Annotated in this window: 19 protein-coding genes; 13 read left to right on the top strand and 6 right to left on the bottom strand. The window is 41.0% G+C overall.

Features of this window, described 5'->3' with window-relative positions; all coding sequences use genetic code 11:
* The first annotated feature begins 134 nt into the window (after positions 1-134).
* Positions 135-353 (top strand): hypothetical protein, encoded by a 219-nt coding sequence (locus ACL8WY_RS08900; protein WP_436514352.1) that lies wholly within the window; start codon positions 135-137, stop codon positions 351-353.
* A gap of 118 nt (positions 354-471) precedes the next feature.
* Here ACL8WY_RS08900 and nth read toward each other — a convergent pair whose 3' ends face one another.
* Genes nth through ACL8WY_RS08915 form a run of 3 tightly spaced genes read right to left on the bottom strand, consistent with a single transcriptional unit; the run spans position 472 to position 1,927 of the window.
* On the bottom strand, positions 472-1,116 hold the full coding sequence (nth, locus tag ACL8WY_RS08905) for an endonuclease III (protein WP_436514353.1): 645 nt from the start codon (positions 1,114-1,116) through the stop codon (positions 472-474).
* Between the two features lie 9 nt (positions 1,117-1,125).
* A complete protein-coding gene (locus ACL8WY_RS08910) occupies positions 1,126-1,353 on the bottom strand; it encodes a hypothetical protein (protein WP_436514354.1) in 228 nt (75 codons plus the stop codon).
* Entirely contained in the window at positions 1,328-1,927 is a 600-nt protein-coding gene (locus ACL8WY_RS08915; protein WP_436514355.1) for an RNA polymerase sigma factor, read from the bottom strand. The genes ACL8WY_RS08910 and ACL8WY_RS08915 overlap by 26 nt, the downstream gene beginning before the upstream one ends.
* A 179-nt stretch (positions 1,928-2,106) precedes the next feature.
* Here ACL8WY_RS08915 and bla point away from each other — a divergent pair, with 179 nt between their 5' ends.
* Positions 2,107-2,859, top strand: a complete 753-nt coding sequence (bla, locus tag ACL8WY_RS08920; protein ID WP_436514356.1) for a subclass B1 metallo-beta-lactamase — start codon at positions 2,107-2,109, stop codon at positions 2,857-2,859.
* Entirely contained in the window at positions 2,859-5,651 is a 2,793-nt protein-coding gene (gene uvrA, locus ACL8WY_RS08925) for an excinuclease ABC subunit UvrA (RefSeq protein WP_436514357.1), read from the top strand. Before bla ends, uvrA begins: the two co-directional genes overlap by 1 nt.
* Before the next feature lie 10 nt (positions 5,652-5,661).
* Here the strand turns inward: uvrA and ACL8WY_RS08930 are convergent, their stop codons facing one another.
* From ACL8WY_RS08930 to ACL8WY_RS08940, 3 genes are all read right to left on the bottom strand, one after another.
* Positions 5,662-6,060 (bottom strand): hypothetical protein, encoded by a 399-nt coding sequence (locus ACL8WY_RS08930; RefSeq protein WP_436514358.1) that lies wholly within the window; start codon positions 6,058-6,060, stop codon positions 5,662-5,664.
* A 113-nt stretch (positions 6,061-6,173) separates the two neighbouring features.
* Positions 6,174-6,863 carry an ATP-binding cassette domain-containing protein gene (locus tag ACL8WY_RS08935; RefSeq protein ID WP_436514359.1) on the bottom strand — a complete coding sequence of 230 codons (690 nt, stop codon included), beginning with the start codon at positions 6,861-6,863 and terminating at the stop codon, positions 6,174-6,176.
* Positions 6,860-8,248, bottom strand: coding sequence for a DUF5687 family protein (locus ACL8WY_RS08940; RefSeq protein WP_436514360.1), 1,389 nt, complete (start codon positions 8,246-8,248; stop codon positions 6,860-6,862). Before ACL8WY_RS08940 ends, ACL8WY_RS08935 begins: the two co-directional genes overlap by 4 nt.
* A gap of 69 nt (positions 8,249-8,317) precedes the next feature.
* Here ACL8WY_RS08940 and tpiA point away from each other — a divergent pair, with 69 nt between their 5' ends.
* The 10 genes from tpiA to ACL8WY_RS08990 all read left to right on the top strand — a co-directional run bounded on the left by tpiA (position 8,318) and on the right by ACL8WY_RS08990 (position 24,300).
* On the top strand, positions 8,318-9,079 hold the full coding sequence (gene tpiA, locus ACL8WY_RS08945) for a triose-phosphate isomerase (protein ID WP_436514361.1): 762 nt from the start codon (positions 8,318-8,320) through the stop codon (positions 9,077-9,079).
* Positions 9,079-9,903: a 50S ribosomal protein L11 methyltransferase gene (gene prmA / locus ACL8WY_RS08950; RefSeq protein WP_436514362.1), complete on the top strand. Its 825-nt coding sequence runs from the start codon at positions 9,079-9,081 to the stop codon at positions 9,901-9,903. Before tpiA ends, prmA begins: the two co-directional genes overlap by 1 nt.
* 54 nt (positions 9,904-9,957) lie before the next feature.
* A complete protein-coding gene (locus ACL8WY_RS08955) occupies positions 9,958-14,907 on the top strand; it encodes a hypothetical protein (protein ID WP_436514363.1) in 4,950 nt (1,649 codons plus the stop codon).
* A gap of 48 nt (positions 14,908-14,955) precedes the next feature.
* Entirely contained in the window at positions 14,956-16,323 is a 1,368-nt protein-coding gene (locus ACL8WY_RS08960) for a dipeptidase (protein ID WP_436514364.1), read from the top strand.
* Between the two features lie 3 nt (positions 16,324-16,326).
* The gene (locus ACL8WY_RS08965; protein ID WP_436514365.1) at positions 16,327-18,267 is read left to right on the top strand and encodes a cytochrome c biogenesis protein CcdA; all 1,941 of its coding nucleotides are present in this window, start codon (positions 16,327-16,329) and stop codon (positions 18,265-18,267) included.
* 18 nt (positions 18,268-18,285) lie between these two features.
* On the top strand, positions 18,286-19,593 hold the full coding sequence (locus ACL8WY_RS08970; RefSeq protein WP_436514366.1) for a peptidoglycan DD-metalloendopeptidase family protein: 1,308 nt from the start codon (positions 18,286-18,288) through the stop codon (positions 19,591-19,593).
* A 97-nt stretch (positions 19,594-19,690) separates the two neighbouring features.
* Positions 19,691-20,368 (top strand): OmpA family protein, encoded by a 678-nt coding sequence (locus ACL8WY_RS08975; protein ID WP_436514367.1) that lies wholly within the window; start codon positions 19,691-19,693, stop codon positions 20,366-20,368.
* 10 nt (positions 20,369-20,378) lie between these two features.
* Positions 20,379-22,430 carry an OmpA family protein gene (locus ACL8WY_RS08980; protein WP_436514368.1) on the top strand — a complete coding sequence of 684 codons (2,052 nt, stop codon included), beginning with the start codon at positions 20,379-20,381 and terminating at the stop codon, positions 22,428-22,430.
* A 64-nt stretch (positions 22,431-22,494) separates the two neighbouring features.
* Entirely contained in the window at positions 22,495-23,895 is a 1,401-nt protein-coding gene (locus tag ACL8WY_RS08985; protein WP_436514369.1) for an aldehyde dehydrogenase family protein, read from the top strand.
* Positions 23,896-23,898: 3 nt separating this feature from the next.
* On the top strand, positions 23,899-24,300 hold the full coding sequence (locus ACL8WY_RS08990; RefSeq protein ID WP_436514370.1) for a hypothetical protein: 402 nt from the start codon (positions 23,899-23,901) through the stop codon (positions 24,298-24,300).
* Positions 24,301-24,326 lie beyond the last annotated feature (26 nt).

The following is a 24,326-nucleotide window of genomic DNA, read 5'->3' on the forward strand; positions in this document are numbered from 1 at the left end:
AAATTCTTCCGATGGTTTTGCCAACCACCATACCAGATTTTGGGTATTTTTTGATCTGGCAGGGAAATTGTAAAAGACTAATGAAAAAACTTAAGCGTTTCTACATTATCTTTAATATATAAACCGCCAAATCAATGACTAACGCCTTACTAATCAAAGATGAAGAATACATGCTATCCATCTCTTTTCCGTCGCGCACTACACTTCTCGATTTTCTTGACTCAGAGCTGAAATACAGTAGATCTCACGTAGATCATAAAGTCAATATTTATCCAGACCAACTGGATTCTTTCAGATCATGGGCCAGTGAAAGAGGGCTTGAAATGTTGGAATACCAATCTCAAGTGGCCTAATAAAGGATATCAATCTAAACTATCCATTCTATGCACCATACGTAGATCTGGATTCTTAAGCCTTTTAGACTCAGAAATGCACGCCTCCACATTGTTGAGGTTATTTCAATGAGTAGTGCTAAACATACTTTTTCTCAAAGTATTTGCAAAAGTGAGTAATGGCGCATGAATCGCATTTTGGCGCCCTTGCTAGGCAAGTATATCTTCCGTGCAAAATCAGCCAATGATGGGCTCTTGAGATAAATTCTTCTGGAATATGCCTAACTAGTTGCTTCTCTACCTCAAGTGGAGTTTTAGATGTCTGAGTCACCAATCCCAGACGTTTAGAAACTCTAAATACATGCGTATCTACTGCCATTGCCGGCTGATTGAATAATACCGATACGATAACATTGGCTGTTTTTCGTCCTACTCCTTGAAGAGACGTGAGCTCCTTTATGGTTGTTGGGATTTCCGAATTGAATTCTTCAACAAGCCGCTGGCTCAGCGCAAGCAGGTGTTTCGTCTTATTGTTCGGATAAGATACACTACGGATGTACGGAAACAATTCATCAAAGTGGCTAGCTGCCATATGTTCAGGAGTTGGGAAATCCCTGAACAGTGCAGGCGTAACTTTGTTGATCCTTGCGTCTGTACATTGTGCGCTAAGCACTACAGCTACCAGTAGCTCAAACGGATTCGAATATTGTAGTTCTGTTTCCGGTTGTGGATAAGACTCTGAAAAGTATTCTACGAACGCTTCAAATCGCTCCTTCTTGGTCATGTCCTAAAATTAGGCAGACTCCAGGTTTTTGGAAGCATAAAGAATTCTAGAAACAACATCAGCAGGCGCTTTCATAGTAAAGGCATCCAAAGCAGACTTTGCTTCTTCCAATTCATCTAGTTTTGTTCGGAGTTCTATGTCAGCACACAGCGATTCTTTCATCTCTAATCGCTCGTCCTCATTTACCTCGTCGTATAGAAATCTTAATAGGTCATTTTCTGTAAAGGTTTTTGTCATACGCGTTTTGGGTTTGCTCAAATTTCTTTCTCAAGTTTATCAAAGCATACCTCATTCTTCCCAGTGCCGTATTGATACTCACATCTGTGGCATCAGCGATCTCCTGAAAACTCATCTTCATGTAGTGCCGCATAACTAGCACCTCACGCTGAGACTCAGGTAAATCTTTAATAAAGGCTTTAAGAAGGTTATAGGTATCTTGTTTGATGTGTTCTTCTTCAATAGACGACTCAGAGAAATCAAGCGTGTTAAACACGTGGCTCCCGTCCTCCATCACGATCATCGGGTATCGCTTCGCTTTTCTAAAGTGGTCTATGGACAGGTTATGAGCGATTCTAAGAATCCATGGAAGAAACTTTCCTTCCTCATTATACCTGCCGGATTTGATGGTACGTATCGCTTTTATGAAAACCTCTTGCATGAGATCTTCTGCAGTGTACCTGTCTTTTACGATTAAATAGATGGTTGTAAAAACCCTGTCCTTGTGACGATTGAGGAGTTCCTCAAATGCCTCTTCGTTTCCTCCGATATAGAGGGATAGCAATTCGCTATCATTCAAACTTGTCTTATTCATGTAATTCACCTGTTTGTTAACGTAGAGGTCTATATCATATTGTATCGTTTGGGGTTTGAAATAATTTAGCGGACAAGAATCTAAAATTTCGACAACTCCGAAAAGTAAGCACCTTATTTTTGCGGCACACTTGAACCGAATTCACTTGTTAGTGTTTCATAGACATACAAACCCCTAAAATGGTTGGATTTTTTCTAAAGACGATACGGATTTCTATCATTATTATGCTCATTGCTCAATGCAATCAGGCAGATCAAACTGTGCAATATGTGAGTGCAAATTTGAAAATAGAACAGCTTAGCGAAAATGTTTTCCTACATGAATCATACTTGGAAACGAATGATTTTGGTAAAGTAAAATGTAATGGAGCTATTTTCAGAAGTGAGGATGAAGTAGTGATAGTTGACACTCCAACCAACAATGGAGCTGCCGATGAATTAATTTATTGGGTGACTGGCAAACTCAATTGCAGAATTATTGCTGTTGTCCCCACACATTTCCATGATGACTGCCTGGGTGGAATTCATTCATTCAATGAGAATGGTATCAAATCATATGCTTATTCCAAGACCATCAAGTTAGCTGAAGGTGACAGCATATTCCTCGAAAGCGATCCTTTTGATTCAGAAGTCAAACTTGAATTTGGAAATGACGTTTCCGTGATTTCATTTTTCGGAAAGGGTCATACCTACGATAATGTAGTGGCATATTATCCAGAAGAAAAAGCCCTCTTTGGGGGCTGCCTTATAAAATCAATTGGTGCTGGAAAAGGATACCTTGGCAATGCCGATACCACTGAATGGTCCAATACCGTAAGAAACATACAATCCGTTTACAAAGACATTGAACTTGTAATCCCAGGTCATGGAAAATCCGGAGATTCAGACCTTTTAGACTATACTGCCGATCTATTTGACCAAGAAAGTAATTGATGACTGCCAAAATCGACAAACTAGATCCCAAAGAATACATCATCATTAAAGGTGCGCGGGTGAATAACCTCAAAAATCTCGATGTAGCAATACCACGTGATCAGCTGGTAGTCATTACAGGGCTATCGGGTTCAGGTAAATCATCTCTTGCCTTTGACACACTATTTGCTGAAGGCCAGCGAAAGTATGTTGAAAGCTTAAGTTCCTACGCTCGTCAGTTTCTGGGACGAATGGAAAAACCAGAAGTCGATTACATCAAAGGTGTGGCTCCCGCAATTGCCATTGAACAAAAAGTATCTTCACGAAATCCCAGATCTACTGTTGGAACTACAACCGAGATTTATGATTACCTCAAGCTTCTGTTTGCTCGAATAGGGAAAACCATTTCGCCTGTTTCCGGCAAAGAAGTAAAAAAAGATACGGTCACCGACGTTGTTGACTACATCCTATCGCATCAGGATGGCGCAAAACTCATGATTACTACACCGCTCAAGCAAAAGGATAAACGCTCCCTGGCAAAAGAGCTCGAAATCCTGATGAGTAAGGGTTATACACGTATCCTTATTGGCGATGAGGTAGCATTTATTGAGGACGTTCTCAAGTCGAAAGAGAAGCCCAAACAAGCGATCGAAATACTCATCGATCGGGCAGTGGTGCAAAATGATGAAGCCACCCAATTCAGACTTGCTGACTCAGTGCAAACCGCTTTTTTTGAAGGCGAAGGTGACTGCTTTGTCACTATAGTTGGCAAAGGCAAAAAGAACTATTCAGACCGATTTGAATTGGATGATATCTTATTCGAAGAGCCCTCTGTCAACTTCTTTAGCTTCAACAATCCGTATGGTGCATGTCGCAGATGTGAGGGCTTTGGAAGAGTGTTAGGAATCGATCCTGACCTGGTAATTCCTGATCGTAACTTATCAGTTTATGAAGGCGCCATTGCGCCATGGAAAGGCGAAACCATGAAAAAGTGGGCGGAGCCTTTGCTTCGAGATGGTATAAGATTTGACTTCCCCATCCATCGCCCAATTGCTGAGCTCTCAAAGGAAGAATACGCCCTCCTCTGGACAGGAAACGAATATTTCGAAGGGTTAAATGCCTTCTTTTCTCATCTGGAATCTAAGCTTCATAAAATCCAATATCGGGTGATGCTTTCGCGATATAGGGGAAAAACCACATGTCCTGATTGCCGAGGAACAAAGCTGAGAAAAGATGCCAGCTATGTAAAGATTGTGGATCATTCCATCACGGACTTGGTGCTCATGCCAGTCAAGAAATTAAAACCCTTCTTTGATGCAATCAAGCTGGACAAGCACGATGAAAAAGTGGCCAAGCGAATTCTGGAAGAAATTAAGAATAGGCTCTCTTATCTGGAGCAGGTAGGTCTTGGATATCTCACACTGAATCGTCTGACCAGCACACTTTCTGGAGGAGAATTTCAACGGATCAAACTTGCCACTTCGCTAGGTAGTGCATTAGTGGGCTCAATGTATATTCTGGATGAGCCCAGCATTGGCCTCCATCCCAGAGATACAGATCGACTCATTGACGTATTAAAAACATTGAGAGATGTTGGCAACACTGTGATTGTAGTTGAGCATGAAGAGAAAGTAATGGAAGCCGCAGACCAGATCATCGATATTGGTCCTGATGCCGGAGTGTTTGGTGGAGAGCTTGTCTTTCAAGGCAAGGCATCAGAGATGAATGGCGAGACCAATTCTTACACTTCCAAGTATTTGCAAGGCAACGAAACCATTCCTGTTCCGGAACGAAGAAGACCATGGCGAACATCTCTACAAATAGAAGGAGCGAGGGAAAACAACCTGAAAAATATTGATGTAGAAATACCGCTTGGAGTACTTACTGTTGTTACGGGTGTGAGCGGTTCGGGCAAGTCTACGCTAGTGCGAAAAATCATTCATCCGGCTATTGGAAAGCAGCTTGGATTGATCGGTGAAGCATCAGGGAAATTCACAAATCTGACTGGGAATTATAAGAAAATCACCCAAGTTGAATTCGTTGATCAAAACCCAATAGGAAAGAGTTCACGTTCAAACCCTGTGACCTATGTGAAGGCGTATGATGCCATTCGTCAGCTCTTTTCGGAACAGCCTCTTTCTAAAACAAACGGCTTTAAGCCGGCTCATTTCTCATTTAATGTAGACGGTGGTCGCTGCGAGGTTTGTGAAGGAGAAGGAACCGTGAAAATCGAGATGCAGTTTATGGCTGACCTTCATCTTACCTGTGAAAGCTGTGGAGGCCAACGCTTCAAAAAAGAAATCTTAGAAGTCAAATACAATGACAGAAACATCTCTGAGGTCTTAGATCTATCTGTCGGAGAAGCCATCGAATTTTTTGAGGGAAACAATGCAATTACGAATAAACTTCAACCCTTATTTGATGTGGGTCTTGGGTATGTGAAGTTAGGTCAGGGATCAAACTCGCTTAGCGGTGGCGAAGCACAACGTGTGAAGCTTGCTAGTTTTCTTTCCAAAGGCAGTAAAGCCAATAATACCGATCATATTCTCTTCATTTTTGATGAGCCCACAACCGGGCTTCACTTCCATGATATAAAGAAGCTGCTGGATGCAATCAATGCATTGGTAAATGCCGGAAACTCTGTGGTGATCATTGAGCACAATACCGAGGTTATTAAAAATGCCGATTGGATTATTGATTTGGGTCCGGAAGGTGGAGAAGAAGGAGGTGCAGTATGCTTCGCCGGATTACCTGAAGATATGATCAGGTTGAAAGACAACTACACGGCTCAGTACCTGAAAGAGAAGCTATAAATCAGCTAGCTTAAATCAAGTATTTTCTCATTCGGTGGCTAATACTACCAACATTTGGAGTATCATTTGGATTCCCTTCAATAATACCAGATAAAAATCCAATGGCCTTTTCTTCGAAACCAAGAGACTTTGCCACTCTTTCACAAAATTTAATCTCGCTGAGAAGCACCTTGCCATCAATCTTCATCAGCTTCACAGCGTAGATAAGGATATCCACTTTGTCATCAAAGCTTAGATCTTTTACCAACATGCCGGTTTTATCTGAGCTCTTGAGCAATTCTTTCAACTCAGGCATGGACATTCCTTTAAGATCAGCCAAATGGCGAATGAACTCTTTCTCAGAACTGTCAAATTCACCATCTGATTGTGCTATTCCAACAAGCGCTCTGAATTTTACTACATCTTTCATGTCAAACGATTTTGATCAAACAAGATGTTTAGAAACTATTTAGAATCATCAATATTGTAACTACTAATGGATGAGGCCTCAGGCTTTTTCGATTAATCCAGTTTTATCTAGCGCTAATTGTCAAAATATTCGCCAAGCTTCCTCATATTCTCCTCATTCACCTCCACATCATATTTCACCTGACCCGCTTCAATTAGTATCACTCGGTCACAAGACTCGGCTATGTTTTGCAAATTGTGGCTTGAGACAATGACGCTCCTTCCAATCTCTTTTTGAGCTCGAATCAGCTTCCTCAACTTGGCTTGTGAGGTTGGATCCAAATGAGCAAAGGGTTCATCCATGATCATATATTTCGGATCTCCTGCCAATAGTGAGAGCACTCCTATTCTTACCTTTGTCCCTGTAGAGAGGTCACGAATATATTTTTTGTTTTCATCAATGTCTTTGTTCGAAAAATCCGAGTACTCCGCTAGTAACTCTTCTACACCAAATTGAGAATTCTTCATTTTTAGAATAAATGTCAAATACTCTTTGGGTTTCAAAAATTCAATTAAGAAAGACTCATCGATAAAAGCATTTAGGTGATTCTGCCAATCGGCAGAAATATTTACATGAACATCCTCCACCGAAACAAACCCTGTATCTGGCTTTAGAAGATCAAGAACTGACTTAAAAAAAGTAGTCTTCCCTGCGCCATTATTACCCACAATACCGATGCACTCACCCGGGTGTATTTCCAGGTTTTCAATGTTGAGTGCCGGTACTCCTCCAAACGATTTTCTAAGGTTTTGAATCTTAATCATGCTTTAAAACTTTGAGATAAATGATATTTTCTGGAATGATATTTTTTAGCGATTAGGTCAGTCAGTGGCTTAAATGCCAATAAACCCACAACTCCCATTAGTCCAAGCAAATAGATTGCATTTTGTCCCATGATCGCCTGCCCCAGTCCATATATAAAGAGAGGTAATAATGTTACCAGAAAACTGCTCACGAAAATGGGGCCTGTCATCATTCCGTTATAATTCATAAATGAATTTTCAGTTAATATAATTTTGGTGCTATTCAGTGTGGAGCGATAGAGGACGAGTGGTATGGTAACTCCAACATTGTATAGAAAAAGCATAAACAGACTTGCCCAACTCAACCCATTAATCACAGTCGAGATAGATGCCAACAGCAGCCCAATGATGCAAGTCCCAACATAAAAAATATATCGGGTTTTAATAAAAGCCTTCGGTGAAATGTTGGTGATCAAAAAGTCGAAATAACTGCCTTCCCAACCCAATGAATAGACTCCATGCTGAATGATGAAGAAGCCGGTAGTGATGAAAAATATAAGTGTTCCTATCATCCACTCTGTCTCTCCATCCAGCAAGAAAGGAAGTATCAATACACTGAGCAAACCCAACAGCAAATTGCTCCTTGTCCGTTTGTTTCGAACCAATAACGCCCATTCCAACTGAAATACAGGATTCTTAAAACTCAAAACTGGTAGCGATTCTAAGAGACCTGACTTTCCATTTTCTTCTGAAACTTCTCTCGCCTCAATAGCACGTCTCACCATAAGAAATGCGATGATAACGCTTACCAATAGCAGACCTACAGATACAACGAGATTCATCAATTGTTCTTCAATGCCTAGCGATGGAAGTAGCCATTTGGCAAGCAAAACAAGCATCATTACCAGGGCAATAATGGGTTTTACTCTTTTATTAGCAAACTGGGAGATCAGTCCAACGAAGTGATTGGCAAGCCACCATAATATGACTGATAGCATTGCAGACGTCCCAAGCCATTCATTTGCTTTGAAGGCTATAGTAAGAGCTGAAATCAGCAGTATGAACGGTACAATACCAAATAAAGAAGTAACTAAATACTGGCTGGCAATTTCCTTGGATGCATTGCTCCACAACACATAGTATTTCAGCTTTGGTAGTGGTCTCCGAAAAACCAACCGAATAACTAAATCCAGAAAAAGATAGACCAGAAGGAACAGAAAGTAGTTTGTTCCATTTTGTGAAAAGAAGCTGCTGATGGTTTCTGCATACAGATCAAGCTGATCATAAGTCAAAGAAATTGAGCTTCCGAATAATATGGCCAAAATAAAAAAAGCAAACACCTCACCATCAAAAGAAGTGCTCCTGATAATTGATTGGTAATGATGCCTTAAGTAGAAAAAATTCATTCAGAATAGGTTTTAGAGCGATAATGCCTGACGGTTAGTATCATTGCATTCTTAAAACTTACAAAGTACATGAGAAAAAATATTGTAGCTGGAAACTGGAAGATGAATTGCACCCTTCCGGAAGGCAAAAAACTTGCCTCCGAAGTGATTCATATGGTAGAAGACGAAGTAAACAACGATGCAGAGGTAATCCTGATTCCTCCATTTATACAACTCACCAGCATTCATAGCTTGATAGGTTCGTCCAAGGTTTTGCTCGGCGCTCAAAATTGTCATCAAAACCAAAGTGGAGCTTTCACCGGAGAAGTGTCGGCTGCTATGTTGGTCTCCACCGGTGCTACTCATGTCATTTTGGGCCACAGTGAAAGACGCGAGTACTTCGGAGAAACAGATCAGCTTCTGGCAGAAAAAGTTGAGTTCGTACTTAAAAATAACCTTACCCCCATATTTTGTTGCGGAGAAAAGTTGGAAGTTCGGGAAGCTAATAATCATGAAAAACTCGTCCGAGAACAAGTAGAAAAAGCATTGTTTAATCTATCGGCTGAGCAAATCAAAAAAGTAGTCATTGCCTATGAGCCCGTTTGGGCGATTGGAACCGGCGTTACCGCTTCTGCCGAGCAAGCTCAAGAGATGCACGCATTCATAAGGAAGCTAATAGCTGACAAATACAATCAAGAAGAGGCTGACGAAATTTCTATTCTTTACGGTGGAAGTGTTAAGCCGGAAAATGCCAAAGAGATTTTCTCTCAACCCGATGTTGATGGTGGTTTAATTGGCGGAGCAAGCCTTAAGTCCAGAGACTTTACCAATATTATAAAAGCATTTGACTGATGGAATTCATCACGATTAGAGTCGATTGCTCTCCTGAGCTTACCGATGTTTTGATAGCAGAGCTTTTCGAACTCGGCTTTGATTCTTTTCAAGAATTTGATGATGGCTTTGAAGGAAGCTGTGACCAATCCCAATTTGACAAGGAGAAGGTTAAAACTGTTTTTGAATCCCATCAAAACGTTTCTTTCGTGATAAAGGAACAAGAAAAAATCAACTGGAACGAAGAGTGGGAAAAAAATTATGACCCAATCATTGTAGGCAACAAGTGTATTGTGCGTGCATCTTTCCATACTCCACAACCCCAGTTTGAGTATGAAATAATTGTCACACCTAAAATGTCATTTGGCACAGGTCATCACGCCACCACGTATCAAATACTGGACTACCAGATGATGCTTGATCATGCAGGGAAAAAAGTGTTGGATGTAGGAACAGGCACAGGTATTCTGGCTATCATGGCTCATAAAAGAGGAGCCTCCATGATTTCAGCCACAGATATCGATGAGTGGTGTATAGAAAATAGTGAGGAGAATTTTGCGTTGAATGATGTGAAAGACGTGAGTTTAGTGCAAGAACAGATTTCAGAAGTTACTGAAGCGAATTTTGATATCATTATTGCCAACATCAACAAAAATGTACTCATGGATCAAATTCAAGAGTATGCAAAGCGGCTGGTAAAGGCTGGGACGCTTATTCTTAGTGGATTTTACGAAGGTGACATCAAAGATTTGGAGGAAGAATCAGCAAAGCATGAGTTGAAAACGCTAAAGACCACCACCCGAGATAAATGGGCAATGCTCGTGCTGAATAAACTCTCCGTCTAAAACAAACGTCTTATTTACCTTACAGTGAGGACTTATAAATATCTTTAACGCACTATGCGCTCGCTTTTAGTTTCAGTTTTAACTTTTGTGCTGATCTCAACATCCGCACATGCACAGCGATTTTCTGAGGATAAAACAGAATTTCGGAAGGAAGCTATTGCCAAACTGAAATCAATAGGTACCGAATCAGCAAACAAAATCGCGTTCGATTTTCAGAATGCCTGGGATGGGAAATTTACCACCGGCCAACAAGACAAAGCACATCAGATTGCACTAACCATGCAAAAGAAAGGATACAAATTTTATCCTTACTACTATCACTTTTTCACCTACCTCGCCTACTCAGTTGCTCAGGAAAACCTTCAAAGAGATCAGCTGGATAAAGTTTTGGAGATCAATGAACAAGTAGTTCAAACACTTAGCAAATCGGAATACAAAGAATTTCTCTTCGGTTTAAACATCTACTTTGCCAGGCGTTATTTGAGCCTGGACAAAAATTTAGCAGTTCAAGCAGCTGAAGGTTCGTATGAGTTTAAACTTCTTGACGAATACATCGATCTGGAGCCCGAGGAAGCCATTGCCGAAGAGGCGCCAATTGATGAAGACTCTATCGTGCTCATTTCTGAAGATGAAATGCCTGAAATTATTGATGCGCCGGCAGATGATTCATGGGGAGATTCAAATGACAGCTGGGGAGATTCAAATGATCCATGGGACACAAGTGACGATCCATGGGCTGACAATTCCTCAGATGATTCATGGGGAGACACCAACGATTCATGGGGAGATTCAAATGACAGCTGGGGAGGCAGCAACGATAGCTGGGGGAATGAATCACAACCCGTAGTAGAAAAACCGAAAGCAGTCCGTCCAAGCTACACTCCTACGGTAGCAGATTATCTCACACTTAAGAAATACCAATATGTGCATCCTGAACTGGAAGGACCTGTAATTGAAATTCTGAATGCACGAACTATACTTGCCACACCATATGATTCCCTGAAAATTAAAAGTGTAAATGGTACGTTCCTTCTGCAAAACCGTACGCTCGTAGGTTCTCAAGGCTCGCTTGAATGGCCCGGCCAAAATGTGAAATTCAGAGGTGCAGTAGTCCAGCTCAAAGATTTTCACTTGAAAAAAGATCGCTCCGACTTTTGGACACCCAATGCTTCTCTACAGTTTGATCAACTAACAGGTGCCGGCAAGGTTGATGGTGTGTTTGAGTTTAAAAGCACCCCAAGGCGCCCACGAACACGCAATAATTATCCTGTATTCACCTCCAACAAAGCGGATGTATCAGTCAAACTAAATGACGACAAACTAAGCTATACCGGCGGTATACAGCTCAGAGGTAATAAACTATTCGGAAAGTCGGTTTCTCGCGAACCAGGCACATTGAAAATATTAGATGGTAGAGGAAATACCGTCATTCTAAAATCCAATGAGTTTGAACTTGGAGATTCTCTTGTTTCAATGAACAGAGGAACCATTTCAATCCTCCACGGGAGTGACTCCATTATTCATAAATCGGTAAGAGCCAAATTCGATATTACAACTCGAGAGTTGAAAGTACTACGAAATAGTACGCTCACTCCTTATAAATCCTCCTACTTCGATGTTAGCATGAACGTCGATCTTGTGACCTGGAATATGGAAATTGACTCCATTTCTATGGAGATAATGAACGGTAAAGACTTGCTCCCCGCCACATTTGAATCCGCGGACTTCTTTGATTTGATACGATACAAAAAGATGGGTCGCTTCCTCGATTTTCATCCGATCAACGCCGCGGTATATTATGCGAGAAAGTACGATTTAACAGAATTCTATATAGGCGAACTGGCAGTAGAATATGAAATCAATGAAAAATTTGCCCAAGGTGCCGCCAAACTTCTCTCGCAATATGGGTTTGCAGACTTTAACACATCCACAGGTCTTCTCAGGTTACACCCGAAAGCATTTCTCTATTATGACGCCTCGGCAGAAGCCGTGGATTTTGACAACCTAATGGTCCCATCAAAAATCCAGAATGGAGCCAATGCCTATATACAACTCGATAGTGGAAAATTAAATATCAGAGGTGTCTCAAGATTTTATGTCACGACTGACTTTAAGATTTATGGAGAACCTCAAGACAGTACTTTGACACTACTCAAAGGAAGAAATCTGGAGTTTGATGGAATGATTCATGCTGGTGATTTTCAATATAAGGGTGTAGGTCATCAGTTCGATTATGAAGAGTTCATTGTTAACATGCCTCAAATTGATTCCATGCGCCTGACCGTGCCATTAAGAGATTCTACAAATGCGGAGGCAGGCCTACAAACAACGACGCTTCAAAACGAGCTAACAGAAACTTCCGGCACCCTGCATATAAATAGCAGTGATAATAAGGCTGGGATCGTGGAAAATAGAAGGTACCCCTACTTCAATTCAGATAGTGAGGCTATCGTGTATTTTGATGGAAAAGAAATTTTAAATGGAGCATACGATAAATCTGTAAAATTCATAATTCCCCCTTTTGAGGTTGACAGCCTCGAAAGAGAAGATGGAGAAAGCATCAGTTTTGAAGGTACATTCAATTCCGGAGGAATTTTCCCCACATTCCCCGAAACCCTCCACATTCAAGAAGATCGCTCGCTTGGTTTTAAACACCAAATTCCTGCAGAAGGCTACAACCTATATGGAACTGAGGCTAAAACCTATGAAGAAATAAGGCTGAGTAGTAAAGGAATGCGAGGCTACGGACAAATCGATTTCCTCACTACTACTATTTACTCCGATGACTTTATCTACTATCCCGATTCAGTGACAACCGATGGCACAGGTGGGGTGATCTCACCGGGAACATATAAAGGAGCCAGCTATCCTGAAGCGGTTATAGGCACCTATGATATGTATTGGCTCCCTAGAAAGGATAGCATGTATCTAAGAACAGTTGGAGAGCCTTTCAGATTTTATAATGCTACAGCGGAACTTACAGGTGAAGCAAACATTACAACCAAAGGGGTTTATGGTGCAGGAACTATGCTTACCAGAGGATCTAAATCTGTCTCTTCGGAGCTTAGCTTTAAAGAATTGGAATATGGCGCACGGCATGCTCAATTTGAAGTTTTAACTGATAATCCAGAAAAACCTGCAATGGCAGGAGATGATATAAGGCTAGATTTTGACCTGACAAATAATACCGCAACCATTCGGCCTGAACGAATTGGTGTTGCCGCCATCTCATTTCCATATGCTCAAATGAAAACCTCTATTACAGAGGCCGTTTGGGATTTGGAAGACTCGGTTGTGACAATGACCAAACCTGACAACATTCCTATTGAAGATTCCTACTTTTTCACAACCCGGGATGACTTGGACTCGCTGGCATTCAATGCAGAAAAAGCCATCTATGACATCAATAGTCAGGAACTCAATGTGCAGGGTATTCCATTCATTACGGTGGCTGACTCCAAAATAATTCCTGAGGGCAACGAAACCACAATTCTTGCCAACGCAGTTCTTCAAAAGTTTGACAATGCCGAGATCATTATCGATACATTAAATGGCTATCACTACTTGGATAGGGCGTCCATTAGGATCATTTCAAGAAATAAATTCGAAGGAAATGCATTTTACCAACAGATCGTTGGTATCGACACGTTTGATATACGCTTCGACAGCTTCGAGCTACAAGAAGTGCCTGTTGGAGAACCCGATCGCAGAGGCAACTATGAAACAAGACTCATGACAGTTTCAGGTGGAGAAGTTATGGAGAGTCAAAATGTCGTCATTTCACCAGGGTTCTTCTACAAAGGTTCTGTTACAATGTATGCCTCAAAACCTGCACTTGAGCTGGGCGGTTATGTCAAACTAGATTTAGCAGACCCTGCATATGATTATTGGGTACAGTTCAATAGAAAAGAAGGAGAGAGAGATGTAGAACTGCCATTTGACGGGGCAGTCTTAGAAAGTGGAGAAGTCGTCAAAGCTGGAATACACCTGAATGTTAGGGATGAACTCTACACCACATTCGTGGAGTCCAAAACCAATGGATCAGACCTTGACTTCTTTAGTGCAAGTGGAACCTTGACTTTTACAGATTCTACTCAAACTTATCGGATCGAAAATCCTGCCAAAACAGATGGTAGTTCGTATCAAGGTCACACCATGATGTACATGGATAGCACAAAATCCATTGTATTTGAAGGTCAGGCGCAATTTCTGAGCCCTCTGAATACCCAAATAGATTTGGACGCTTCCATACTTGGAGTTGGGAATAAGGAGTCAAACGAATACGATGTGGATGCTATGATCGCGATTGACTTTCCGGATGCACCTGCCGGATCATTTGAAATTATGGCAGAAGATCTAATAGGAATAATAGAGCGAATAGGACCTCCTCTAGCAAACGATATTTCTCTTGAAATGCTCTATAAGCTTGCTAACCTTACCAACGATGGGATTACCAAAGAATATGAACAATCAAGTCTCAAGGATTATACGCCGCTTGTTTCCATAACAAGAGAGCTAGAAAGACAGCTACTAATCTCCAGAGTAAAAATGAAATGGAACAAAGATCAAAAAGCTTGGCACAATACCACCAAATTAGGAATCTCTAACATCTATCAAAATGATCTCAATGCGAAACTCGATGGCTTTCTGGAAATCAAGAAAGATGATTCTGGAACAGAAGTAGTAAACTTATTCATCCAGGCAGCTCCCGGAATTTGGTACTACATCGGATATACCTTTAATCAGCTGGTGATGTACTCGTCAAATTCTAAGTTTAATGAACTGATCCAATCCAAATCCAATGTAGAAAGCTCAAAACCTGGCGAAATGATCATTGCAGTAGGAACAGAAACAGAAACTTTGACTTTCATCAATGACTTTAGGCTTAATTATTTCGGCATCAAAGAACCTTACAATCTTATTTCCCCCGATGATGTAAACGTGGAAGATGAAAATTTTGACACGGTGGAAGACGACGATGATGACGGATTTGGATTCGAATAGTGGCAGAGCAACTCTTACTGAGTTAAGTTTGCCAAAAAAATTAATCTCATGAGTGCTATTTCTTACATCGAAGAACATAAAGAACAATTCCTTAATGAACTACTAGATCTGCTTCGCATTCCTTCTGTCAGTGCAGATTCAAAATTTGCAGGAGATGTAAGGCAAGCAGCGGAATTTCTAAAAGATCGATTTACGGAACTTGGGACTCATGTGGAAATTTGTGAAACTGCTGGGTATCCCATCGTTTACGCAGAGCACATTAAAGATCCCAGCTTGCCCACAGTCCTTGTGTATGGCCACTATGACGTACAACCTGCTGATCCATATGAGCTGTGGGACTCTCCGCCTTTCGAACCTGTAGTTAAGAATGAAAAAATCTACGCTAGAGGATCTGCCGATGATAAAGGACAGGTATACATGCATGTAAAAGCATACGAAGCGCTTATCAAAACGGATAGTCTCCCATGTAATGTAAAGTTCATGATAGAAGGGGAAGAGGAAGTAGGCTCTGAAAACCTTGAGATATTTGTTCGCGGCAACAAAGAAAAATTAGCAGCAGATGTAATACTTATCTCAGACACAGCAATTCTGAGCAATGACACGCCATCTATTACTGTAGGTTTGAGAGGGCTTAGCTATCTGGAAATCGAGGTGACAGGACCAAATCGTGATCTTCACTCAGGCTCCTATGGCGGAGCGATTGGTAACCCAATTAATACCCTCTGCCAGATGATCGCATCACTACAAAATGAAAAAGGAGAAATCACAATTCCTGGGTTTTATGACAAGGTAGAAACCCTTTCTGATGAATACCGTGAGAAAATGAATCAAGCTCCTTTCGATCTGGATGGTTATAAAAAGCATCTGGACATTGACGCTGTAAAAGGCGAAGACGGGTACACCACCATTGAAAGAACTGGTATTCGACCAACATTGGATGTCAACGGAATCTGGGGCGGATATATCGGAGAAGGAGCCAAAACGGTACTTCCTTCAAAAGCTTATGCAAAAATCTCCATGCGATTGGTGCCTAATCAAGTTAGCCAGGAGATTACTGACCTATTTACCAAGCACTTTGAAAGCATAGCTCCTGATCATGTAAAGGTGAAAGTCACTCCTCACCACGGAGGGGAGCCTTCGGTTATCCCTACCGATTCCATTGGATATAAAGCAGCATCCAAAGCAATGGAAAAAACATGGGGGAAAGAACCTATTCCTACTCGTGAGGGTGGCAGTATCCCAATCGTTGCATTGTTTCAGGATGTCTTAGAGTTGGATTCAATTTTGATGGGTTTTGGGTTGAATGAAGACGCAATTCACTCGCCAAACGAAAGTTATGGACTCTTCAATTATTATAGAGGCATTGAAACGATTTCTCATTTCTATCAGTTCTTCACAGATATGTCAAAGTCATAATTAATGAAGAAAGCACTTTTTCTTTCGTACCTCCTTCTGATTAGTGTTTCGGCTTTTGCTCAGATTCTAAAACCAATTAGCTGGGAAGTAGCACTTTCAAATCCTAGTCCCAAAGCAGGTGATGAAATAGAAATACAGTTTAAGGCCAAGATCGACAAAGATTGGTACTTATATTCTTCAGATTTTGATCCGGATTTAGGTCCTATGGTCACTGAATTTGAATTCACTTCAAATGAGACTTTTGAACTTATTGGTGGGATTGAACCCGTCAATGCAAAGAAGAAGTATGATTCACTTTGGGAAGGAGAATACACGTATTTCAAAGAAAAAGGCCTATTTGTTCAAAAGGTAAAAATCCTGAAGGAGGATTTCGAAATTTCCGGAACTTACCTTTATCAGGTTTGCTCCGATGTTGACGGAAAATGCATCCCGTTTGACGATGAGTTTTCGATAGGCAAAACATCGGAAACTGCAGATCTAAAAAAAAAGACTGAATTAAATCAGGAAGGAAGCAGCAGCCTTTGGTCTATTTTGATTACTGCGTTTTTGGCCGGGTTAGTTGCATTATTGACTCCATGCGTCTATCCAATGATCCCGATTACGGTCTCTATCTTCTTAAAGCAAAGCAAAAGCAAAGGAGAAGGCGTAAGCAAGGCACTCATATATGGTCTTTCCATTATTGTGTTTTTCAGCTTACTGGGATTTCTTATTTCATTCATCTGGGGTTTCACTGCCTTAAATGAACTAAGTACTCATTGGCTGTTTAACCTGATTATCTTCTCCGTTTTCATCCTATTTGCCCTATCATTTTTTGGTCTGTTCGAAATCACACTCCCATCAGGATTTGTAAATAAAATTGATCGGCAGGCAGACAAAGGCGGCCTTATCGGCATATTCTTCATGGCTATTACGCTTGTACTGGTGAGCTTTTCATGCACATTTCCCATCGTAGGCACAGCGCTTATCAATACCTTGAGTGGTGGTAGTATTATTGAAGGCACCATGGCCATGTTTGGGTTCTCCTTAGCCTTCGCAATTCCATTTACAGGCTTTGCTATTTTCCCTTCCTGGCTTAAGTCCATTCCAGAATCAGGTGGATGGCTAAACTCCGTCAAAGTGGTACTTGGTTTCTTGGAACTGGCGCTGGCTCTCAAATTTTTAAGTGTTGCCGATCTGGCCTATCACTGGGGGTTGCTGGATCGAGAAGTATTTATAGCTCTCTGGATTGCGATTTTTGGTCTGCTTGGATTATATCTTATTGGTAAGTTGAAACTCAACAGCGACTCAGATTCTAATAAAATATCTGTCGCAAGGTTAATGCTGGGAATAGCAACAATTTCATTTGTGATCTCTTTAATTCCAGGTTTATGGGGAGCGCCACTAAAGTCACTTTCTGGATTTCTGCCGCCTATGTCTACTCATAATTTCAACCTTTTGCAGGAAGAAGCAGGAGGAAATACTTGCGAGGAGCCTCTATACACAGACATTCTTCAGTGGCCGCATGGCTTAAGTGGCTATTTCGATTATGATCAGGCTTTGGCTTGTGCTATAGAACAAAACAAGCCGGTTTTCATTGATTTCACAGGGCATGGATGTGTGAATTGTCGGGAGATGGAACAGCGCGTATGGTCCGATCCCGAAGTACTGAAAAGACTTAGTCAGGATTTCGTGTTGGTCGCACTATATGTAGACGACCGAACCAAGTTACCAGAAAGTGAGTGGTATCAATCCTCGTATGATGGTAAGACAAAAAAAACCATTGGACAGCAAAATGCTGATTTTCAAATCACTCAATTCAACAATAATGCGCAACCCTACTATGTCATCTTGAATGAAGACGAAGAGGTTCTCATAGCGCCCAAGGCCTACGATCTAGATGTTTCGGCATTTGTTGATTTTCTGGATAAAGCCTTGAAAAACCATCGAAATAACGCAGCTTTGTAGCGTCATCAAGCTAACTACATGAGAAAAACGGGACTTTGGCTGGTAATTACTGGCCTAGCAATCGCGCTCATTTCTGTATTATACTTTAACTCACCTCTCATCGACCCAGAGGAGACAGTAGTGGAGATTGAAATAGATTCAAGTCTCTTATATCTTCCTACCCTTTATTACGGGTACCCAATCGATTCATTTGATGTTGCGGAAGGAAAAGTGAGGTGGAATCAAAACCTTTCGGAAATTCTATCCAACTACAACATCTCATTTCAGGATATCCACACGCTTGCTCAAAATGCCAAGCAAGTTTATGATGTTCGAAAGCTGAAAGCAGGTTCTCAGTATTACATCATACATGATAGAGACTCGCTCAAAACAGCTCGCCAGTTTATATTCGAGCCATCACCCAGAGAGTTTGTAGTGTATAATCTCGTGGATACGATTTATGCAGAACTTGAACAAAAACCGGTAACTGTCACAGAGCGGAAATTAGCTGCAGAAATTAATTCATCTCTGTACAATGCCATCCTGGATCAGGAAGCCTCTCCAATGCTTGTGCAGCAAATGGTAGACGTATTCGCCTGGCAAGTAGACTTCTTCAGAATCGCAAAAGGTGACAAGTTTAAACTTATATACGAAGAGGAAACAGTTGATGGAGAAATCGTCGGCATTAAAAATATCAAAGGTGCATATTTTGAGCACTGGGGGAAACCATACTACGCTATTGCCTACCCGACCGAAGAGAAGGTGGATTACTTTGATGAGGAAGGAAATAGCCTTAGAAAAACACTTCTAAGAGCTCCATTGAGTTACTCCAGAATCAGCTCGAGATTTTCATTAAAGCGCTTTCACCCAGTTCAAAAAAGATACAAGGCGCATTTAGGTACTGACTATGCTGCACCCAGAGGTACGCCAATACGCACTGTTGGAGACGGTGTGGTTTTAGAGGCACGCTATCATGGTGGAAATGGTAACTATGTCAAAATCAAACACAACAGCAACTACACCACACAGTACCTTCACATGTCAAAAATTGCTAGAGGCATTAGACCCGGCACTACAGTAAAGCAAGGACAAACCATCGGTTTTGTGGGCAGTACCGGACTCGCCAATGGCCCACATTTATGCTTTAGGTTCTGGAAAAATGGAAGGCAAGTAGATGCACTCAAGGTAGATTTACCTTCATCAAGTGGAATAGACCCTACCCGAATAGCTGAATTTAAAATCTTTAGCGATTCTGTAACACAGCTTTTGGATGCATTAGAAGTAGTCGAAAAAGATCAATTACTAGCAAAAATTCCATCCGAAAATAAAGATATTCCCAACCCGTAATTGGTGACAAAATCCTCAACTCCCGCCGAAACGGTAAAGTATTCTTTAGTTTTTGCATTTAATTGAGTTATTTTGGACTAAATCATCCAAAACTCAAATGCGAAAAACTTATTTGGTTGCCATTTTTTCGCTCGCCTTTGTTACTGCCATCTATGCTCAGGTCTCAAATAACGAACTTGTGCTAGTCTCTGGTAAAATGTTCAAAGCTCAGGATTCAACACCTGTTGTGGGGAATATCCTGTACGAAAAATTGCCCTATTATGACGATATGGGCATGGCCTCTACAAAAACGGACGGATCTTTTGAAATTCAACTTATAAAAGGAGAGAAGTATAATTTCTCTGTTACCAAAGAGGGTTTCAATAAGTATTCTCAAGAATTAGAAGTAAATGGACCTCAAGAATTTAATATCTACATTGAAGAGGACATCATTGAATTACGAAAACTTGAAAATCTAATATTTGCTCGTAGTAGCGATAAAATTTCACCGAGCTCATATGCAGAGCTCAACGAACTTGCTATTTGGTTAAATGAAAACCCATCCATCATTATTCAATTGGAGGGTCATACGGATTTTGCTGGGAATCCTGACGCAAACATGAGATTATCCGAAGCAAGAGTACTTGCTGTACAGGAATATCTCATTGATCAAAAAGTTAAGAAAAGTAGGATATTCACAAAGGCATTTGGAGGAACTCAGCCAGTTACCCGTGAGACGACTGAAGAAGCTAAAGCGCTCAATAGAAGAGTAGAAGTAAGAGTTATCCGACGTTAATAAAACACCTATGAAAAATATCTACCTTATAGTTATTGGCTTACTGGCAACATTTATAGCCAAAGGACAAGAAACAGTTGCCTGGGGAACTCAGGTAATAGATGTTTCATCTGAGTACTCTCCTTACGAATATTCAGCCATTCAAACATTGCACCGACCAAATGTTTTACCAAATGGAGGTGAAAACCCTAACGCTTGGAGACCGAAGAGCACTGACAAAGAGGAGTTCGTTATGGTTTCATTCAATACTCCAATTAAAGCAAAGCAGGTAGCCATTGCTGAATCTGAAAACCCTGGGGCAGTAAAAGCGGTGTATGGATATGATGCAGACTACAACGAATACTTGCTTTTTGAACTCACACCTAGGGATCTTCCTATTGAATCGAGACTTTTGAACCTCTTTTTTGAGACTACTCCATACGCAGTACAAGCCATCAGAGTTGTCCTAGACTGTAGCGTAGCAGACGGATACAATGCTATTGATGCCATTGGCGTTTCAGCATCCAATATCCCAATCAATGTGTTGCTAAATCTGGCTACTGGAGTAAATAGCACGGTAGATGCGGAAAAACTAAGCACCAATGTGAATAGTGATTATGTTGAGCACAGCCCGATCATTTCTCCAGATGGAAAAAAATTATACTTCTCTCGTCAATTTCACCCAGACAATGTAGGCGGAGTAAATGATGCAGAAGACATCTGGGTCTCTGAAATGGATGAAGAGACCGGCGAGTGGCTTCCTGCGAAGAATGTAGGCCCTCCTCTAAATACCAAAGGCCCCAACTTCATTAGCTCCATGAGCATGGTCGGTGACAAAGAAGTTCTGATTCTAGGAAATAGATATGGAAAGAAAGGACGAATGTATACCGGAGTTTCTATGTCTACTCGAGAAGGCGATACGTTCGCAGACCCCACCTCAATTGAGATGGATAACGAATACAATTACTCCCCAAATGCGGATTTCTTTCTTGCCCCTGGCGGAAAGGCCATGATTATGTCTGCTGAAAGAGATGATACCTATGGATCTCGTGATCTTTATGTTTCGTTTAAGAAAAATGACGGAACATGGTCTGAACCCATAAATCTGGGCGATGATATAAATACGCTTGGTGAAGATGAGTCTCCCTTTATGGCTGAAGATGGTAGAACCCTATATTTCTCATCGGATGGTTACACAGGTTATGGTGGATCAGACATCTACGTATCCTTCAAGCTTGATGATACTTGGAAACGCTGGTCAGAACCTGAAAATTTAGGACCTGGAATCAACAAAGAAGGTAATGATGAATATTTCAGCATTCCCGCCACTGGACAAAACCTTTATTTCACGCGTGGTGAAAAAGGAGAGGACACAGACATCTTTACATTCAAAGTAGAAGACCTATTCTCTGATCAGGTAGAATCACCACTTGTTTCATCAGTCGAACATTTGGTCCCTAAAGACATCATCGCCACCGTTTCAGGAACGGTTTTAGATGCCAAGACAGAGGAACCAGTAAATGGTGCCACAGTGCTGATCGAGCGTTTGCCTGACGGGCTAGATATCGGCCATGCAGCTACAGACGAAACTGGAACTTTCAACTTTACCGTGCAGGGAGGGTGGCAATACGGACTCGTTGGTGAGGCTGAAGGATACATTTCAGAAACTGAGCGCCTTGACTTTGTTGACTTAAAAAAATCTGATACACTCGAAAAATTCATTCGAATTTTTCCTATTCAAAAAGGCGAAACTATTGAGTTGAAAAATATCTTTTTCGACTTCAATAAATCCAACATCAAAACAGCATCTTATCCAGAGTTGAATCGGGTATTGGATTATCTGAAAGACAAGACCATAGATAAAATCTCTATTGCTGGTCATACGGATAGTGTGGGTGATCCTAATTACAATAAGGCACTTTCCGGCAGACGAGCCAAGGCTGTGATGGATTACTTTATCAAAAATGGAATTAGCAGAGATCGGCTTTCTTATAAAGCGTATGGCGAAAGCCAACCAAAAGTTGCGAATGACACACCAGAAAATAGACAGAAAAATAGAAGAGTTGAATTTGTCATTGAATGATTCAATCCTAAAAGGAAAACAGAAAAGAAGTCAGCTTTCGAGCTGACTTTTTTATTTTTATACAATGGATACAGCCACAAAATCAAACATCAGAGACCTTTTCGAGCAGGTAAAAGAACATGCTTTTGAACTTCGTGTCTCAACATTAAAAGAGCGGAAGCACCAGCTCAAAAAGCTTGAAGACTGGATCATGAATCATCGAAGTGAAATTCATGAGGCTGTTTATAAAGACCTTCAAAAACCAAATCAAGAGACTGACTTAACTGAGGTGTTTGTAGTACTTTCTGAAATAAGAAAAGCCCGTAAAAATTTAAGAAGCTGGATGATGCCGAAACCTGCCGCGTCGAGCATCACTTATCTGGGAACAAAAGCCGAAACCATTTATGAGCCAAAAGGAGCTTGTCTTATTATCGCTCCATGGAATTATCCTTTTCAGTTGGCCGTAGGACCACTAGTATCTGCTATCGCAGCAGGGAATACGGCCATAATTAAACCATCCGAATTTTCGGAAAACACCTCAGAACTTATTAAGAAAATGTGTTTGGAAATCTTTAAGCCAAAAGAAGTTTCTGTTGTTTTAGGAGCCGTAAAGGAATCTCAGGAATTACTAGCTCTTCCATTTGATCATATCTTTTTTACTGGTAGCCCAAATGTAGGCAAAGTAGTAATGGAAGCCGCTTCAAAACACCTGAGTTCCATTACATTAGAGCTTGGAGGTAAATCTCCAACGATAGTGGACCAAAGTGCCAGTATTAAAGATGCAGCTCAAAAAATAGCATGGGGAAAATGGTTAAACGCGGGACAAGTTTGCATAGCTCCGGATTATCTATATGTGCATGAGAATGTAAAAGACAAACTCATAGAAGAGTTGATCGTGCAAACGGAGAAGATCTATGGTTCGAAAGAAACCTATGGCGGCATAATAAGCAGGCATCATCACAATAGAATAAATGACCTGATGGCAGATGCCATTGATAAGGGCGCAAACATAGAATTTGGTGGAAAGTCCGATAGAGACAATCTCCGATTTTCTCCAACACTCCTTTCAAATGTATCTAAAAACAGCCGTGTCTTGGAAGAAGAAATTTTTGGCCCCATCCTTCCACTAGTTGTTTATCACGACCTTAAAGAGGTTATTGAGTTCATCAACCAAAAACCCAAGCCATTGGCCTTGTATGTTTTTTCAAGAAAAAAATCTACCATTGATCGGATTACAAAAGAGACTAGCGCTGGTATGATGACAATCAATGATGTGGTATTGCAATTTGCGCATCCAAACTTGCCGATAGGAGGAGTCAATAACAGTGGTATAGGGAAAGCTCATGGCCATGCAGGTTTTATTGCATTTTCTAATGAAAAAGCGGTTGTCAAGCAGCGTCGTGGGCTGACCATGGCAAAAACGGTCTATCCTCCCTACTCCGGCTTTAAAAAATTTATGATTGATTTCATGGTTAAGTACTTTTGACACGTGAAAAAAATATTATTCATCTCCTTTTTAGGATTCATTGCTTGTAGTTCACCTGCTGATGAGAGAACTACTAATCGACCCGCCGAGTGGCATGGCAGCTGGAAGGCTGAATGGGAAACACCTCCTGAATCCTATCCTGAAGTTCAGGATATGGAATTCTATATGACTGGTATATTTCAATTCACTGAAGACAGTTTGACAAAAACTGTAAATGGATACCCTGGATGTATCTTCGCAATTGATACGCTTTCGCATACACAGTCATGGTATGTTTCTGGTGATACACTTTTTTTAATGAATGCTGCAGAATCAGCAGGGATGACCTATAGGATTGCTTCAAAGACCAACGAAAGAATTCAACTTCAATTAATGGAGGATATATTCGTTACTCTGAGTAAGTAGTTATCCTGATAAATTGGTTAACCAAC

The organism is Ekhidna algicida (assembly GCF_051379705.1).
Taxonomy (GTDB): Bacteria; Bacteroidota; Bacteroidia; order Cytophagales; family Cyclobacteriaceae; genus Ekhidna.